This window comes from Sphingobacterium nematocida, from assembly GCF_900168125.1.
Classification (GTDB): domain Bacteria; phylum Bacteroidota; class Bacteroidia; order Sphingobacteriales; family Sphingobacteriaceae; genus Sphingobacterium; species Sphingobacterium nematocida.
The window spans coordinates 89,372-104,685 of sequence record NZ_FUZF01000019.1 but is presented as its reverse complement, the minus strand read 5'-3'; the positions used below and the strand labels follow the sequence as shown (position 1 = coordinate 104,685).

Annotated in this window: 13 protein-coding genes and 1 rRNA gene; 6 read left to right on the top strand and 8 right to left on the bottom strand. The window is 38.4% G+C overall.

The window, feature by feature from the left end; translation table 11 throughout:
- Nucleotides 1-4: 4 nt before the first annotated feature.
- The 3 genes from rrf to putP all read left to right on the top strand — a co-directional run bounded on the left by rrf (nt 5) and on the right by putP (nt 3,358).
- Nucleotides 5-116, top strand: a 5S ribosomal RNA gene (gene rrf / locus B5X76_RS17805).
- Between the two features lie 218 nt (nt 117-334).
- Entirely contained in the window at nt 335-1,756 is a 1,422-nt protein-coding gene (locus B5X76_RS17800; protein ID WP_245801083.1) for a S10 family peptidase, read from the top strand.
- Between the two features lie 105 nt (nt 1,757-1,861).
- Nucleotides 1,862-3,358 (top strand): sodium/proline symporter PutP, encoded by a 1,497-nt coding sequence (gene putP / locus B5X76_RS17795; protein ID WP_079645256.1) that lies wholly within the window; start codon nt 1,862-1,864, stop codon nt 3,356-3,358.
- A gap of 37 nt (nt 3,359-3,395) precedes the next feature.
- On the opposite strand, the gene B5X76_RS17790 is transcribed toward putP, so the two are convergent.
- A complete protein-coding gene (locus tag B5X76_RS17790; RefSeq protein ID WP_079645255.1) occupies nt 3,396-5,255 on the bottom strand; it encodes a CocE/NonD family hydrolase in 1,860 nt (619 codons plus the stop codon).
- Between the two features lie 84 nt (nt 5,256-5,339).
- On the opposite strand from B5X76_RS17790, the gene B5X76_RS17785 reads away from it, so the two are divergent.
- Complete coding sequence (locus B5X76_RS17785; protein WP_079645254.1) at nt 5,340-5,840, top strand: DinB family protein; 501 nt, start codon at nt 5,340-5,342, stop codon at nt 5,838-5,840.
- 57 nt (nt 5,841-5,897) lie between these two features.
- Here B5X76_RS17785 and sucD read toward each other — a convergent pair whose 3' ends face one another.
- Nucleotides 5,898-6,770, bottom strand: a complete 873-nt coding sequence (sucD, locus tag B5X76_RS17780; protein ID WP_079645253.1) for a succinate--CoA ligase subunit alpha — start codon at nt 6,768-6,770, stop codon at nt 5,898-5,900.
- 63 nt (nt 6,771-6,833) lie between these two features.
- Nucleotides 6,834-7,382: an RNA methyltransferase gene (locus B5X76_RS17775; protein ID WP_079645252.1), complete on the bottom strand. Its 549-nt coding sequence runs from the start codon at nt 7,380-7,382 to the stop codon at nt 6,834-6,836.
- A gap of 171 nt (nt 7,383-7,553) precedes the next feature.
- Here B5X76_RS17775 and rpsT point away from each other — a divergent pair, with 171 nt between their 5' ends.
- Nucleotides 7,554-7,808, top strand: coding sequence for a 30S ribosomal protein S20 (rpsT, locus tag B5X76_RS17770; RefSeq protein WP_079645251.1), 255 nt, complete (start codon nt 7,554-7,556; stop codon nt 7,806-7,808).
- Between the two features lie 67 nt (nt 7,809-7,875).
- Here rpsT and B5X76_RS17765 read toward each other — a convergent pair whose 3' ends face one another.
- Together B5X76_RS17765 and B5X76_RS17760 are read right to left on the bottom strand one after the other, a co-directional pair.
- Entirely contained in the window at nt 7,876-8,748 is an 873-nt protein-coding gene (locus B5X76_RS17765; RefSeq protein WP_079645248.1) for a 3-keto-disaccharide hydrolase, read from the bottom strand.
- A gap of 18 nt (nt 8,749-8,766) precedes the next feature.
- A complete protein-coding gene (locus tag B5X76_RS17760) occupies nt 8,767-9,579 on the bottom strand; it encodes a helix-turn-helix transcriptional regulator (protein WP_079645246.1) in 813 nt (270 codons plus the stop codon).
- Between the two features lie 339 nt (nt 9,580-9,918).
- On the opposite strand from B5X76_RS17760, the gene B5X76_RS17755 reads away from it, so the two are divergent.
- Nucleotides 9,919-11,409 (top strand): succinate CoA transferase, encoded by a 1,491-nt coding sequence (locus B5X76_RS17755; RefSeq protein ID WP_079645243.1) that lies wholly within the window; start codon nt 9,919-9,921, stop codon nt 11,407-11,409.
- Nucleotides 11,410-11,448: 39 nt separating this feature from the next.
- On the opposite strand, the gene gldG is transcribed toward B5X76_RS17755, so the two are convergent.
- The 3 genes from gldG to B5X76_RS17740 all read right to left on the bottom strand — a co-directional run bounded on the left by gldG (nt 11,449) and on the right by B5X76_RS17740 (nt 15,312).
- Nucleotides 11,449-13,857 (bottom strand): gliding motility-associated ABC transporter substrate-binding protein GldG, encoded by a 2,409-nt coding sequence (gldG, locus tag B5X76_RS17750; RefSeq protein WP_079645240.1) that lies wholly within the window; start codon nt 13,855-13,857, stop codon nt 11,449-11,451.
- Between the two features lie 98 nt (nt 13,858-13,955).
- Complete coding sequence (locus B5X76_RS17745) at nt 13,956-14,537, bottom strand: hypothetical protein (protein ID WP_079645238.1); 582 nt, start codon at nt 14,535-14,537, stop codon at nt 13,956-13,958.
- A 64-nt stretch (nt 14,538-14,601) separates the two neighbouring features.
- Nucleotides 14,602-15,312, bottom strand: coding sequence for an ATP-binding cassette domain-containing protein (locus B5X76_RS17740; protein ID WP_079645236.1), 711 nt, complete (start codon nt 15,310-15,312; stop codon nt 14,602-14,604).
- Between the last annotated feature and the right edge of the window lie 2 nt (nt 15,313-15,314).

The window sequence follows — 15,314 nt, the reverse complement described above, 5'->3', positions numbered from 1 at the left end:
TATTTCAGGTGCCTATATCGGCGGTGTCTACCTCTTCCCATTCCGAACAGAGAAGTCAAGCCCGCCAGAGCCGATGGTATTGCCGTAACAGGTGGGAGAGTAGGTCGGTGCCTTTTTTTATACAAAGCCCCTTCAGGTAACTGGAGGGGCTTTTTGTTGTTATAAAGATGTTACCTGACCAGATAGGTAAAGTATACTCTTTTCTCTATCATATTTTGTATTTTCATACCAGTTTGTGTCGATAGCACTACCCCTGTATTTTATAAAGAGATTAATAACCAAAAGTATGAGAGCAAGTATATGTTTAATTTTTTTCCTCTTTTCTAATTTTTTAATGGCACAGCGTGTTCCTCAAGTGGACAGTGTGATCACAACAAAGCATCAAATTGCTGCAAATGGACAAAAGTTTGCTTACACTGCAAAGACAGGAACTCAACCAGTCTGGGATGCGAATGGAAAGGTGCTAGCGACTGTTCATTTCACGTATTACACGAGAGACGATGTATCAGATCGCAATAAGAGACCTTTAGTAATATCTTTTAACGGTGGGCCTGGCTCAGGCTCTGTTTGGATGCATTTGGCTTATACAGGGCCAAGGTTATTAAATATTGATGACGAAGGGTACCCCTTACAGCCTTACGGTGTTAAGGAGAATCCCTATACAATATTGGATGTAGCGGATATCGTGTATGTGGATCCTATTAATACAGGATATTCGCGGATTCTAGATGAAAAGGCTGATCGAGCATTGTTTTTTGGGGTTAATGCAGATATTAAGTATTTAGCGGAATGGATAAATACATTTGTTACGAGAAACAATCGCTGGAGTTCTCCGAAGTACCTTATCGGAGAAAGCTATGGTACGACACGTGTGTCTGGGTTGGCTTTGGAGTTGCAAAATGCACAATGGATGTATCTTAACGGTGTTATTTTGGTTTCTCCTACTGATCTAGGCATAAAACGTGAAGGTGCTGTGGATAAAGCTAACCGTTTACCCTATTTTTTAGCAACATCATGGTATCATAAACGATTGTCTCCCGAACTGCAAAATAGAGATCTAGAAGAGCTTTTGCCAGAAGTGGAAGCTTTTACACTGGATGAGTTGCTTCCTGCAATAGCACGAGGGAGTAGTTTGCCTGCTTCCGATAGAGCAATTGTGGTGAAAAAGATGTCTAGATATTCTGGTCTAACCGAATTAGTGATCGAGCAAAATAATTTGGATATTTCTACCTCCCTTTATTGGAAAGAACTCCTGAGGGATAGAGGAATGACGATAGGACGATTAGATTCTAGATATTTAGGAATAGACATTAAAGATGGTGGTGAACGACCTGATTACAACGCTGAGTTAACTTCATGGTTACATTCTTTCACGCCAGCGATAAATTATTACTATTTAAATGAGCTTAAGTATAAGACAGATGTGAAATATAATATGTTTGGGCCTGTGCATCCATGGGACCGATCGAACGATAATACCGGTTTTAGTCTGAGACAGGCCATGGCTGCGAATCCTTTTTTACACGTTATGGTTCAGTCTGGTTATTATGATGGGGCGACAGATTATTTTAATGCAAAGTATAACCTATGGCAGATGGATCCTTCAGGTAAATTGTCGGGAAGGATGAGTTTCTTTGGCTACCGCAGTGGGCATATGATGTACCTACGGAAGGAGGACCTGATAAAGGCTAATAATGATATTCGAGAATTTATTAAGAAATCTATTCCGGCAACTGATCAAGCGGCCAAGTATTAAGAGAGCTTACTTTGAATTATATAGATAGTTTATTTATTGGATTATATAAAAATTTTGGATGTTAAGGCAATTTAATAGCATCTTTATGGCTTAGAAATTTAGTGTATGAATGTATATGAACTAATCTCTATCGGATTGTACATGTTGCTGATGATAGGAATAGGCGTTTATTCTTGGAGAAAGTCGACGAGTAACTCTGAGGAGTTTTTAATCGGAGGCCGAAAAATGGGGGCCGCGGTGACGGCGCTTTCTGCTGGTGCGGCAGATATGAGTGGATGGCTGTTGATGGGTTTACCGGGCGCTATGTATCTCTCCGGTTTGTCAAGTGCATGGATCGCTATTGGATTAACAACTGGTGCTTTTTTGAACTATGTAATCGTTGCACCCCGTCTTCGTGTTTATACGGAGGTAGCTAATAACGCTATAACTTTGCCAGTTTTCTTTGAGAATCGTTTTCGTGATAAAACACAGTTACTTAAGATCTGTTCTTCGATATTGATTTTGGTCTTTTTTACGCTTTATACGTCAGCAGGTATGGTTTCTGGGGGGAGACTTTTTGAATCAGCATTTGGAATAGATTATTATACAGGACTTTTTTTGACAACTTTTGTCGTGGTACTCTATACCTTTTTAGGAGGCTTTTTAGCTGTGAGTTTAACAGATTTTGTTCAAGGAACTATAATGGTTACAGCTTTAGTAATTATTCCTATTGTCGTAGTTGCCCAAATTGGTGGCTTAGGTACTACCTTGGATATTATTAAACAAAAGGATGTCAATTACCTTGACCTTCTAAAGGGCACGACAGCGGTTTCTGTAGTGTCTCTGTTGGCTTGGGGGCTGGGGTATTTTGGACAGCCGCATATCCTTGTTCGCTTCATGGCTATAGGAAATATTAAAGATATAACTAAAGCTAGACGGATAGGTATTAGTTGGATGATTTTTACCGTTGGCGGAGCGATGTTGGTGGGACTTTTTGGGATAGCCTATTTGTATAAGTTTGACCAGGTTAAAATGGCTAGTTTTGATGGGTCGAAAGAAATGGCGGAGACTATCTTTATACATTTGTCTAGGGTATTGTTCCATCCGTTGATTGGAGGATTTTTACTTTCTGCAATATTAGCAGCAGTAATGAGTACGATTTCTTCTCAGTTGTTGGTTACCTCGAGTTCTATGACGGAAGATATCTATAAGGCATTTTTCAACAGAAAGGCCTCTGCTAAGAGCATGTTGGTGGTAAGTCGTCTTTCTGTGCTTATCGTAGCTGTAGTCGCGCTGTTATTGTCTTTGAATCCGAAGGATAGCATTCTGAATCTTGTCGGGAATGCCTGGGCTGGCTTTGGTGCAGCTTTCGGACCGTTGATCGTTCTTTCACTATTGTCGAAGCGTACTACAGCATTGGCAGGTTTGTTAGGAATGTTGGTTGGAGGAGTTGTGGTCTTACTATGGGTATATGTGCCGCACAATTATAAAGCAGTATATGAAATCATACCAGGCTTTGTTTTAAGTTTTTTAACAATAATTGTTGTTTCTTTATTTAGCAAACCTGTTAACAAGGAAATTCAAGATGAATTCGATGAAGTTAAGAAAATTGTTAACTCATAATAAACAGTAAGGGCGCGTGTAAATGCGCCCTTACTGTTTATAAAATAGAGAAGTTTATTTTGCTGGCTGCTGATTTATCAAAGTATATGCGGTGTGAGTTTTTGATGTAGTCTTCAGCCTTTGCTTTGTATATATCCATAAATTGATTGGGATTTCTATCTGCCAAAGGAAACCAACTGTGTTGTACTTGAACCATTATTTTATGACCTTTTTTAAAAGTATGAGCTACGTCAGGTAGATTTACTTTTACATTGGTGATTTCATTGGGTTTGAATGGTTCTGGTAAACTGAAACTATTTCTAAATTTACCACGCAATATTTCACCTCGAACCAACATTTGATAATTCTGCATAACTGTTTCTGTATTCAATGGAGAAATAGCACTCGAGGTATCTGGATACACATCGATCACCTTTACGATGAAATCAGCATCCGTACCTGTCATGGAGACATAGAGGTCGGCTTGTATAGGACCTACCATGGTCAGATCTTGTGTTAGAACTTCTGTTTCAAACACCATTACGTCAGGTCTGTTTGCCGCAAAGCGTTGATCTGCTATCATATATTCCCTGGTACGATTTGTGAATATTCGATCTTGAGAAGGAATAGGTTTTTTGGGATCACTCGTGTATTCGATATATTTGTTTTGTTGATCATTTGCCTTTTCTGTCAATTTTTTGTCTTCATTAAGGTAGAGTGAAGTCATTTTGGCTTCTTTGGGTGGCCATTGCGAAAATTGATGCCATTTATTAGCACCTGTTATAAATATATTAGCTTCTGCAGGATCAAAATTGCCTTTTCCTTTAAGGTAGTATTCAAAGAAAGGAAGTTCAAAGTTCTCTTGATAATACGTGCTGGTTTCTTGATTAAACTTAATGTCACCAAAAGAATCTCCCTTTGTACGTACCCAGCCACCATGAAACCAAGGCCCCATAACTAAGATGTTGTTGTTCTTGGTATTTCTTTGTTCAATCTGTTTATAGGTTTCAAAAGCACCATAAGTGTCCTCGGCATCAAAAAGACCACCTACTACCATCACGGCTGGTTTCACAGCATTCAGATGCTGTGTAATGGTACGATTGTTCCAGAAAGTATCTAGGGTGCTGTGCTTGGCAAGGTTATCCCAGAATTTGACTGTATGATTTAAGTACTTCGTTTTTAATTCGCTGAGTGTAGGATTATCTAGAAAGAACTTGTACCAATCTTTTGAAGGTAGATTAAACCCTTTTGGACCTTGCTCGTTAGTGATAGGTGCAGGTCTGGGAGCGTCAAAGGTGTACATGAACCGAAAGGCATCAATAAGAAATAACGCACCTCCATGATGAAAATCATCTCCAATAAACCAATCGGTAACCGGTGCTTGCGGGGAGACTGCTTTTAGAGCCGGGTGTGAACCAATAAGTGACACTGTAGAATAGAATCCGGGGTAAGAGATGCCATACATTCCTACCTTTCCGTTGTTATTCTTAACATTTTTTATGAGCCAATCTATGGTGTCATAGGTGTCTGTACTTTCGTCTATTTTATGCTTGTTTTCTTTTGTTCGTGTGGGTCTGATGTCTTCAAATGTGCCTTCGCTCATCCATTTGCCCCGCACATCTTGATATACAAAAATATAGGAAGCTATCGCCATTTCGTCAAAATTGCCCAAGCTTTTCTTGTATTTGTCAATGCCATATGGAGCTACAGTATAGGGGGTTCTGTTTAATAATATGGGGTATTTCGTGCTGTTGTTTTTAGGAACATAAATAGATGTGAATAGTTTGGTTCCATCTCGCATAGGGATATATTCTTCTATTTTGTCATAATGTGCCTTAATGTAAGTTTCATTAACCTCCTGCGCCCGAAGAAAATTAATGAGTAAAAGGAGCAGGCTTAGGGTAAATAATTTTTTCATAAATAAAATGGTATTCAAATTACAATTGAATATAGCGAATTATACTAATTTTTCTAAATTGGGCTACACAAATTTTAAAATGTCATGGGGTTAAAGCAAGGATTTTTAGTCGAGTTAGAACGAGAAACAGAGAATACAAGACGTATTATAGGTAGATTGAAAGATGAGCATTTGGATTGGAGGCCGCATACCAAATCAATGACAGTTGGAGAATTAGCAGCTCATGTTGTCGAGTTGCATAATTGGGTGTATGCCGCCTTAGGGATGGCTGAGTTTGATTTTAAAAAGCATTATGTCCCACTTAAAGCGACAAGTATAAACGCAATAAAGGAAGTGCTTGATCAAGGGTATGATAAGAATGTTGCAATGATCAATTCGTTAACAGAGGAGGATTGGTCTTCAATGTGGCGTTTACGCGCGGGAGATCATGTTATAGCAGAGATGCCCAAAATCGGTGCAATGCGTTTTATAATTCAGAATCATCTTATTCATCATAGGGGGCAGCTATCACTATATTTACGGTTATTAGATATTCCTGTACCAGGGATATACGGTCCATCTGCGGACGATATGAATAAAGGCTAGTAATAAAAAAGGCTTCATTTTAAATGAAGCCTTTTTTATTATATAAATTGAGATAGCTTATTTAGCTAATTCTTCTGCAATAGCTTTTCCAATTTCAGCAGGTGATTCTACAACGCGGATACCGCACTCACGCATGATTTTCATCTTAGCTTCTGCTGTATCATCTGCTCCACCAACAATTGCTCCTGCGTGTCCCATACGACGTCCTGGAGGCGCTGTTTGTCCAGCGATAAAGCCAACAACAGGTTTAGTTCCGTTTTCTTTGATCCAATGAGCTGCTTCAGCTTCCATTCCTCCACCGATTTCACCAATCATGATGATTGCTTCAGTTTCTGGATCGTTCATTAATAATTCAACAGCTTCTTTAGTAGTTGTTCCAATGATAGGGTCTCCACCGATTCCGATTGCCGTTGTAATTCCTAAGCCAGCTTTAACGGTTTGATCTACTGCTTCATATGTTAATGTTCCTGATTTAGAAACAACTCCTACCTTACCTTTTTTGAAGATAAATCCTGGCATGATACCTATTTTAGCTTCTTCAGCAGTGATGATTCCAGGACAGTTAGGGCCGATTAAACGAGAGTTTTTGTCACTCAAGTAAGATTTTACTTGAATCATATCTTTAGTAGGAATACCTTCCGTAATACAAACGATTAAAGCGATTCCTGCCGCTGCTGCTTCCATAATAGCATCTGCTGCAAATGCTGGAGGTACAAAAATGATGGAAACATTAGCTCCGGTATTATCTACTGCATCTTGTACAGTGTTGAATACTGGACGATCCAAGTGGGACTGACCACCTTTACCTGGTGTTACACCACCTACAACCTGAGTACCATACTCAATCATTTGAGAAGCATGGTAAGTGCCTTCTGTTCCAGTAAAACCCTGAACGATAACTTTTGAATCTTTATTTACTAATACACTCATTGTTCTATTTTTTTGCAGAGCAAATCTACTATTTTGTAATGACTTCTGGAAATTATGGGGATGCTAATCGGACTTTTTGTTAGAAAACTTCATCTTGGATAGCAAATCCCAAGATACGACCCCCACTGTAACCGAGACATTGAAGGAATGTTTGGTGCCAAACTGTGGCACTTCGATACAGCCATCTACTAAGGGCAAGAGTTTTTCATCAACTCCGTTTACTTCGTTTCCAAATATTAGCGCATATTTGTGATCAAGAGATGGGACAAAGTCTGGCAGAGATATCGAATTAGATACTTGTTCTATTGCATAAATTTTATAGCCCTCATTTTTTAGTTCTTGAATGGCTTCTATATTATTATCGTAATGTTTCCATTCTACAGATTGTGTAGCACCTAATGCAGTTTTTTCTATTTCGCGATGTGGTGGTTGAGCTGTAATACCACACAATATAATTTTTGTTAGACCAAAGCCGTCGGCCGTTCTAAATGTCGAACCAACGTTATGCATACTGCGAACATTGTCTAATACTAATACGATAGGAGTTTTTTCCTGCGCTTTAAATGAGGGTACATCGGCGCGATTCAACTGATCCATTGAAAGTTTTTGCATGTACAAAATTAAATAGTAAAAATGTAAAAAGGAAGATATCTGGTAATTTGTATCGTGTTTGTAGGCATCTTAAAATAAAACTTTAAAATAGATTTTGAATATTGGATAATACTGGTTATTTTTGCAATCCGAATTTAGTATAAAAAGTATAATAAAATATAGCTAAGAGAAATGGCAAATCATAAATCAGCGATTAAAAGAATTAGAGCTAACGCTGCGAAGCGTCTAAGAAACCGTTACCAAGCAAAAACTACACGTAACGCGATTAAAAAATTACGTACTACAACTTCTGCTGAAGAAGCTAAAGCGTTATTACCACGCGTAGTTTCTATGTTAGATCGTTTGGCTAAGAAAAATGTTATCCACAAGAAAAAGGCTTCAAACAACAAATCTAAGTTGACAAAATTTGTTAACAAATTAGCGTAGTCTTTTACGAAAGAATATAAAAAAGGATGCTTAGGCATCCTTTTTTTATTTGTAGAAGAGGCTTTAATTAATGCCTCTTCGTATTGATTATAGCCTCTGTGACTGTTTTTAGCTGTCCCGGGTTGTTTTTGTAAACTTCTAAGTCATACAGTTCGACTTTTCTAAAATCAATCGGATGACTTTCTGATTGTAAGTAAATAAAACCCGATTTAAGTAGCTCGCCATCTTTCTTCTGTGTTTTGTCGTAATTACTTACATTTCCTCCCCCGATTTGAGGTTTATAATATTCAAGGACAGTCTCACCTTCAAGTACATGTCGTATTACAGAATCTCCTAATACAATAAAATCTGCTGTGACCCATTGATCTCCATGATAGGTCTTCGAATTTGAATTGACACAATGTGGAGTGAATAGTTCATTGCGATACACAACGTTTGTGCCAGGGGTACATAGATTAGAAGTGGTACGTATAGAAGTAGGGGTGTTATCTCCACCTAGTAATTGAGCTTCGATAGAAATTGGGAAATCTTGGTTTTTTAACATCGTATTAGGCGATTGACTGTGTAGCATCGCTCCACTATTGCGCCAAGCCCAGCCTTCACCTCCTTTTGCCTGATCTCCTACAAATCGGTATTCAAGACGGAGTACATAATAGCCATAGGGTTTATTGTAACCTAGATGTCCATATTGTTGGTCAAAGTTCTCATATCCATCATAGCGTACTTTTAATAAGCCATCTTCTACACGAAATGTATTCTGGTAATTTTCTCCAACTTCGTGTGATCGAATTTTAACAGTCCAGTCTTTTATGTCTTTGCCATTAAATAGTTGTATGGGATTGGGGACTTTAGCAACTGGATTGGACGTACTCTTGACCGTGTTACAAGATAATAAAGTCGCGGTAGTTAGTACCGCTGTAAAAAAAGGTTTTAGGTTCATATGATTATTGTATGTTGTTTATAATAATGTGTTTTGATGTTTTACATAGTCACTTGGACGTATACCTATTACCTTATTAAATGTATTACTAAAAGTTGGAAGACTGCTGTATCCTACTCTCAAAGCGGCTTCATTGACACTTATTCTTTCGTCTAATAGAAGACGAAGGGCTGTAAGCATTCGGAGTATTGTATAGTACTGGATAAACGACATATTTAGCTCTTTTTGAAAAAGACGGGCTAGTGTACGCTCACTAACATCAAATTTTTGGGATAGGTCTTTGAAACTAATATTTTCAGAAATATTCTTTTCTAAGAATGAAACGATGTCTTTTAGTTTGTCGTGCTGAGGATAAGGTAGTGCTAGTGGTAGCTCAGACTGGGATAATTCAGGCAAAATTAATTTGAAAGCTTTTGCTATAGAATATTTAGGTTCTTCGACAGGAAATATATTACCGTTCCAACGATTTGTAAACATGATTAGCTCGATAAGCAAATCATTAACGGGATAGATGTTTATTTTATCGAAGAAATCAGTGTCTGTCTCATATTTTGGAAAATATAGGTTTCTCATGACGACATGAGAAGAGCTAGGGTGAATGCTGTGCTTAATGCCGGCAGGAATCCAAATGTAATGACGCGCGGGTAAAAAATAGGACTTGTCCGCGGTTTTAAGGAATACTACACCACCTTCGGTATACAAAAATTGTCCCTTTTTGTGCAGATGCTCTTCGATGTGATTATTGCCCATCAACGCGTGATGACAATAAATACTATCTTCAAATGCGTCTACATCGGTCATGTAATACTTATTTACATATTCCTTTTCCATAGCTTATTATTTGAGGCCTAAATTTCTTGTTTTTTGCTTACAATACCAAAAAGTAAGTGTTAGCTTACTCAAAAAATAGACAGTAGGTGGTAAAACAGTGTTCATGTCTTTATCTAGTAACATTTATAGCTATTTGATTTTTAGAGGGTTAATATGTTTGGCTGTTGTTTTCTTTCGTTTTTTTATTCTGTTTTTTGTTTGATTATTAGTCTGTTATGTTTTTTTTGATTGGAATCAATAATTTACTGGCAGAATATAATAATTTAGCTATATTATTAATTTATAATATTGTAAATTGTTTGATTAATAGAAAGATACAAATAGCCAGATTTTAAAATAATGAGCATTGAAAGAATACGTTTAAAAACTTTGCAGGATAAAGTGATAACTGCAGAACAGGCAGCCGCATTTATCCAAGACGGTATGGTAGTCGGCTCTAGCGGTTTTACAAAGGCAGGTGACAGTAAAGTAGTCCTACCGGCATTTGCCGAAAGGGCGAAGAAGGAAGGAGTAAAAATAACATTAATGACAGGGGCTTCTCTCGGCCATGATACGGACGGCAAGTTGGCCGAAGCTGGTGCTCTTAGTAAGCGAATGCCATTTCAGGTAGATCGGATACTGCGAAACAAAATTAATGCAGGCGAAGTACTGTTTATTGATCAGCATTTGAGTGAGAGTGCTGAGTTGTTGCACAATAAAAATCTTCCTCCTGTTGATATTGCGATACTGGAGGTCGCCTATATCGATCGAGATGGAAGCATTGTGCCGACTACCTCTGTGGGTAATTCGGTCACTTTTGCGGCGTTGGCCAAACAAGTTATTTTGGAGATCAATACCGCAGTACCTGAAGAGGTATATGGAATACATGACATCTATCAGGCTGAGAATTATCCGCATCGTAACGTTATCCCAATTGTAGCGCCCTGGAATAAAATCGGAAGAAAGACAATTCCTTTGGATCCCGAAAAGGTGATAGGTATCGTCTTTACCAATATTACGGATAGTCCCGCGGATATCGCAGCACCTGATAAGAAGACTACCTCTATTGCAAAACATATCTTAGAGTTTTTTGAAAATGAGGTTAAACTTGGACATTTGACGGATCGTTTACTTCCTATTCAAGCAGGAATTGGCAAAGTCGCCAATGCGGTATTGATGGGATTTAAAGATAGCAACTTTTATGACTTGACGATGTTTTCAGAAGTGTTGCAGGATAGTACATTCGACCTCATTGATTCTGGAAAGCTGAGTTTTGCTTCTGCCTCTTCGATAACGGTATCGGAAGATTGTTATCATCGCGTTTTTGATAATTTACAGCGTTATAGGGATAAATTTGTGTTACGACCTCAAAATATATCGAATACACCCGGTTTGATAAGACGTCTCGGCATAATCGCGATTAATACTGCGATAGAGTTCGATATTTATGGAAATGTCAATTCGACACATGTTTCCGGAACAAAGATTATGAATGGTATAGGCGGGTCTGGAGACTTTGCCCGTAATGCTTACCTCAGTATTTTTGTGACACAAGCGGCTTCCAAAGAGAATGCAATCTCGCACGTATTGCCGATGGTGTCTCACGTAGATCATACAGAGCATGATGTTGATATCTTGGTTACCGATATTGGATTGGCTGATTTAAGAGGATTGGCTCCTCGAGAGAGAGCTCAACAGATAATAAACAATTGTGTACATCCGGATTATAGAGCGGAATTACAGTCTTATTTTGACCGAGCTTGCGAACGAGGTGGACATACACCACATTTGCTAGAAGAGGCCTTTAGCTGGCATTTGAGATTGGCTGAAAGTGGTACGATGAAAAAATAATAAAAAGACTACAAGAGGGGGATTTAACCTCTTGTAGTCTTAATTTTCCCTTGTGTAACGACGTATGCGCATATAATTTTGACACCCCGCAGCTATGCCTAGTATTAAAATAGGGAGTACCACATTAATTAACTGCCATTTTAACTTCTCATTTTTCACTGCCGATTGATCCAGTAGTCGTAGTTTTACTTCTCGGTTTCGCAGGGAAATCAGGCGTTCATCATTCATGAAGTAGTCAACAATATTTTCTAGAAATGTCCTATTTGCATATTGTTGTTCTGTAAAGCGGTCCCAACCTAGGGGATATGGGGATTGATCTTTGTAATTTACTTGATTAATAAGCCAGTCTCCATCTGCAATGATTAACATTTTGGCCTCTTCTGATGTATTGGTCAAATCAATTTTTTCTGTAACTCCGGGGGGAATAGGCCGATTTTGAAATAGGTATGGAAATTTACCGCTTAAAAGGGCTGCTACTGCCTTAGGTTCCGTTCGGAACTTATTGGGGTCGGGTTGCTCTTCGACCATTTGCAAAGAAATAGGGCCTGGAGTATTAACTATACGACTGAATGGGGATGAGTACAACAGAAGCTCTTTCTTGATGCCTTTTACAGCGATGGTATCAACAGTTCCTACGAATTCAGCACGTATACCGTCTAGATTTTTTAGAATGGGATTATGACTGGTAGGCATTAGAATTGGAAAAAAATACCACGGGACAAGTTCTATCTGTGTTTGAGTACCTACATTGCCTACAGATAATGGGATTTGCGAACAGTTCAAATCAGCAAGTAGATTGTAGTTTAGCCTTGCTCCATAAAGGAATAATTGATCATCAAGATTTAGTTCTTTTCCAATCAATGGTTGACTGCCTGTTTTTTTTAGATGCTCCAAGCTCGCATCTATTTGATCTATCGCCCAAATGATTGAACCTCCATTTCTTACGTAATAATCCAGTTTATATTTTTCCCGTTCAGAAAAAGCCTTTTCAGGCTTAGCAATGATAAGAATAGCAATTTCTTTGAGATTATTTAGGGATATAGAGTCGAGATTTAACCGACCAACCTGATTAGAGACACCTAAAGATTGCATGGCGTCATATAGTTCTAAATCAGATGGTTCGCCGTGTCCTTCGGTAAAAGCGATATATGGAAGTTTGTCCGTGTTAATTTTTGTAATAGCGGAAACAAAAGCATACTCTAAGTTTTGAATAGAGTTGTTTAGCACTTGCTCTGGGGATTGTCCTATTTTGTTTTGTAATAGGTTGACATTTATTTCTTGGTCACCGTGACTAATAATAGCAGCAGGAAAGATTAATGTCTGATTGAAGCCACTTCCTGACTTGATACTTAAGTTGGTCGGATACAGCCCACGACTTATAAGGGCTTCGGTATATTGTTTTTGTTCTTCTTGGCTCCCTGCAGTAGGGTCAATGATATTGACTTTTAACTTACCGTTGGAGTATGACCTTAAATCATGGGCCATGTCTATGGCTGCTTGTCGCAGTCTCTTGAATCCAGCGGGCAGTTTACCATCTAGAAAGATGGTAATATAAGTCTCTTTCTTAAGGTCAGCAACGATCGACTTAGATGTATCGTTTAAGGTAAATCGTTGGTCGGATGTAAAATCCCACCTTCCATATAATTGTTGAAAAATAGGATGATTTAGCGTAAAAGCTATTAATAGAGAAGTAGAGTATACGATTAAGGTTTTTTTTCTAGGTCTGAATCGACGTCCTAAATGACCTATTGAAAATATTAAAAATAGGGTCTGTACGCTTAAAAAATACATGAGGTCACTGAAACTAAGAACACCTCTACTTATAGCATCGTAGTGTTCGATGATTCCAATTTTTTTAATAAGATCTTCGTAGTCAAATAAAAAGGTAATCTGGCCGATAGCATCAAACCCATAAAAGAATAAGAAACAGACTAAGACCGCCATTAGGAAAGCTATAATAGGATTATCCGTTAGCGATGAACAGAATAATGCTATAGAAGCAAATGTGGCTCCCAATAACAGAAGACCTAAATAGGAGCCAATAGTGGCTCCGATATCTATATTTCCTGTAGGGAAAGCTAGTAAATAAGTCGTTATCGCGTATACTATTGTAGGGATGATAGCGAGTAGGACAATAGTCAGGATTCCTAAAAACTTTCCCAGGATGATTTGTCCTAAGCTGATAGGCCGACTTAATAGCAACTCGTATGTACCGTCTGATTTTTCGCCAGCTATACTGCGCATGCCAATGGCTGGTACTAAAAATAGTAATAAGTATGGAGCGAGGTTAAAGAAGCTATCTAACGATGCGTATCCAGCTTCTAATAAGGAGGTGTCGGGAAAAACCCATAGTAGTAGGCCTGTTATTAAGAGAAAAATCCCGATTGCCAGATAGCCGATTAAGGAATTAAAATAACCTGCTATTTCTTTTTTGTATATGCTAAACAACTTGCTTTCGATTAATTTGTTCCGAAATTAGGAAAATGTACGTTAGAAAGCAAGACAGCACGAGTCTATAACTCATGCTGTTTGTGTTATCATAGCGTTTATCTATTTTTACCTGGTAAGTAGATTTGAAACCCAAGGCTCACACCTAATCCAGTTGCTTTTTCTCCGACATTGACATTTGCTTTTGAGTAGTTGTATCCCGCCATTACTTCAAGTGCAACAGTTTGCGTGATGAAGTGTGCGTACCCCGCATTAACACCGAAAGCAAAGGATGTTCCCTTACCTGCATTGCTACCTGTAATACCAACATCACCATGACCAAAGAAGCGCCCTGTAGCACTGGCTCCACGAGGTATGTAGTAACGAACAAATGGTGCTATACCATAGTTCCACTGGTTGTCGGCATCTTTTACTGTTCTGAGTCCCAATGAAGCTTGGGCTCCTAATGCAAGACCATCAGCGATAAAATATCCGGCACGTGGACTTACCCCTATGTTAAATGCTTCGGATTCAAAGCTGTATCCTAAACCTCCGATCGACCCACCGACCATCCAGTTACCTGCCTTAATCGGCGCAAGACCTACATTGGCTGAATGTTGAGGTACTGTTTTAATTTCCTGGGCATTGCTATACATAAAAGTACCAAGCAATAAGGCTGCTGTAAGTAGTTTTTTCTTCATATCTATTAGTTTTTAATTATAAATATTCTCATTGTATTTATAACAATCTAATCGCTATGTTGTTTTACGAATGCGTCAGTTTCACGAAAATTTCTTCCATACTTAGGTTAGGATACTTCATCTCTCTATCTTTGAATAGAAAATGGTCCTTTATTTGCCCTTTATGGATAACAATAACTTCCTCGCAGATGGCTTCGACTTCTTGCATAAGATGTGTAGAAATAAAAACTGTCTTGTTTTGTGATAGCTGTTGAATCAAGGTTCTGATCTCAATAATCTGGTTTGGATCGAGTCCAGTTGTAGGTTCATCAAGAATTAATACTTCCGGGTCATGGATGATAGCAAGCGCTAAGCCAACACGTTGCTTAAAACCTTTGGATAGCTGAGCTATTTTTTTATGTTGTTCCTGTTTTAGTCCCGTTTGTGCTATTACTTCTTTTATTCGTTTACTAGGATTTGAGAGCTTATGAATTTGTGCTTCAAAAGACAGGATTTCTTGCACATACATATCGAGGTAAAGCGGGTTGTTTTCGGGCAGATAGCCGATCATTCTCTTTGTCGTTAGTGGATCCAGTTTTATATCAATACCATTAACCATACAGAGACCTTGGTCAAAAGGTGATATGCCTGTTAAAATCTTCATCGTAGTAGATTTGCCTGCACCATTAGGACCAAGGAAACCTATAATATGATTGCTTCCTGTCACAAACGAAATCTGGTCTAAAGCCTTTTGTTGCTTGTAAGTTTTTGTGAGATTTTGGACTTCAATTGACATAG

Excerpts from the sequence above, each read along its gene's own strand:
- B5X76_RS17800 (WP_245801083.1), top strand. The coding sequence starts at position 335 with ATGGCACAGCGTGTTCCTCAAGTGGACAGTGTGATCACAACAAAGCAT.
- putP (WP_079645256.1), top strand. The coding sequence starts at position 1,862 with ATGAATGTATATGAACTAATCTCTATCGGATTGTACATGTTGCTGATG.
- B5X76_RS17790 (WP_079645255.1), bottom strand. The coding sequence starts at position 5,255 with ATGAAAAAATTATTTACCCTAAGCCTGCTCCTTTTACTCATTAATTTT.
- B5X76_RS17785 (WP_079645254.1), top strand. The coding sequence starts at position 5,340 with ATGGGGTTAAAGCAAGGATTTTTAGTCGAGTTAGAACGAGAAACAGAG.
- sucD (WP_079645253.1), bottom strand. The coding sequence starts at position 6,770 with ATGAGTGTATTAGTAAATAAAGATTCAAAAGTTATCGTTCAGGGTTTT.
- B5X76_RS17775 (WP_079645252.1), bottom strand. The coding sequence starts at position 7,382 with ATGCAAAAACTTTCAATGGATCAGTTGAATCGCGCCGATGTACCCTCA.
- rpsT (WP_079645251.1), top strand. The coding sequence starts at position 7,554 with ATGGCAAATCATAAATCAGCGATTAAAAGAATTAGAGCTAACGCTGCG.
- B5X76_RS17765 (WP_079645248.1), bottom strand. The coding sequence starts at position 8,748 with ATGAACCTAAAACCTTTTTTTACAGCGGTACTAACTACCGCGACTTTA.
- B5X76_RS17760 (WP_079645246.1), bottom strand. The coding sequence starts at position 9,579 with ATGGAAAAGGAATATGTAAATAAGTATTACATGACCGATGTAGACGCA.
- B5X76_RS17755 (WP_079645243.1), top strand. The coding sequence starts at position 9,919 with ATGAGCATTGAAAGAATACGTTTAAAAACTTTGCAGGATAAAGTGATA.
- B5X76_RS17745 (WP_079645238.1), bottom strand. The coding sequence starts at position 14,537 with ATGAAGAAAAAACTACTTACAGCAGCCTTATTGCTTGGTACTTTTATG.
- B5X76_RS17740 (WP_079645236.1), bottom strand. The coding sequence starts at position 15,312 with ATGTCAATTGAAGTCCAAAATCTCACAAAAACTTACAAGCAACAAAAG.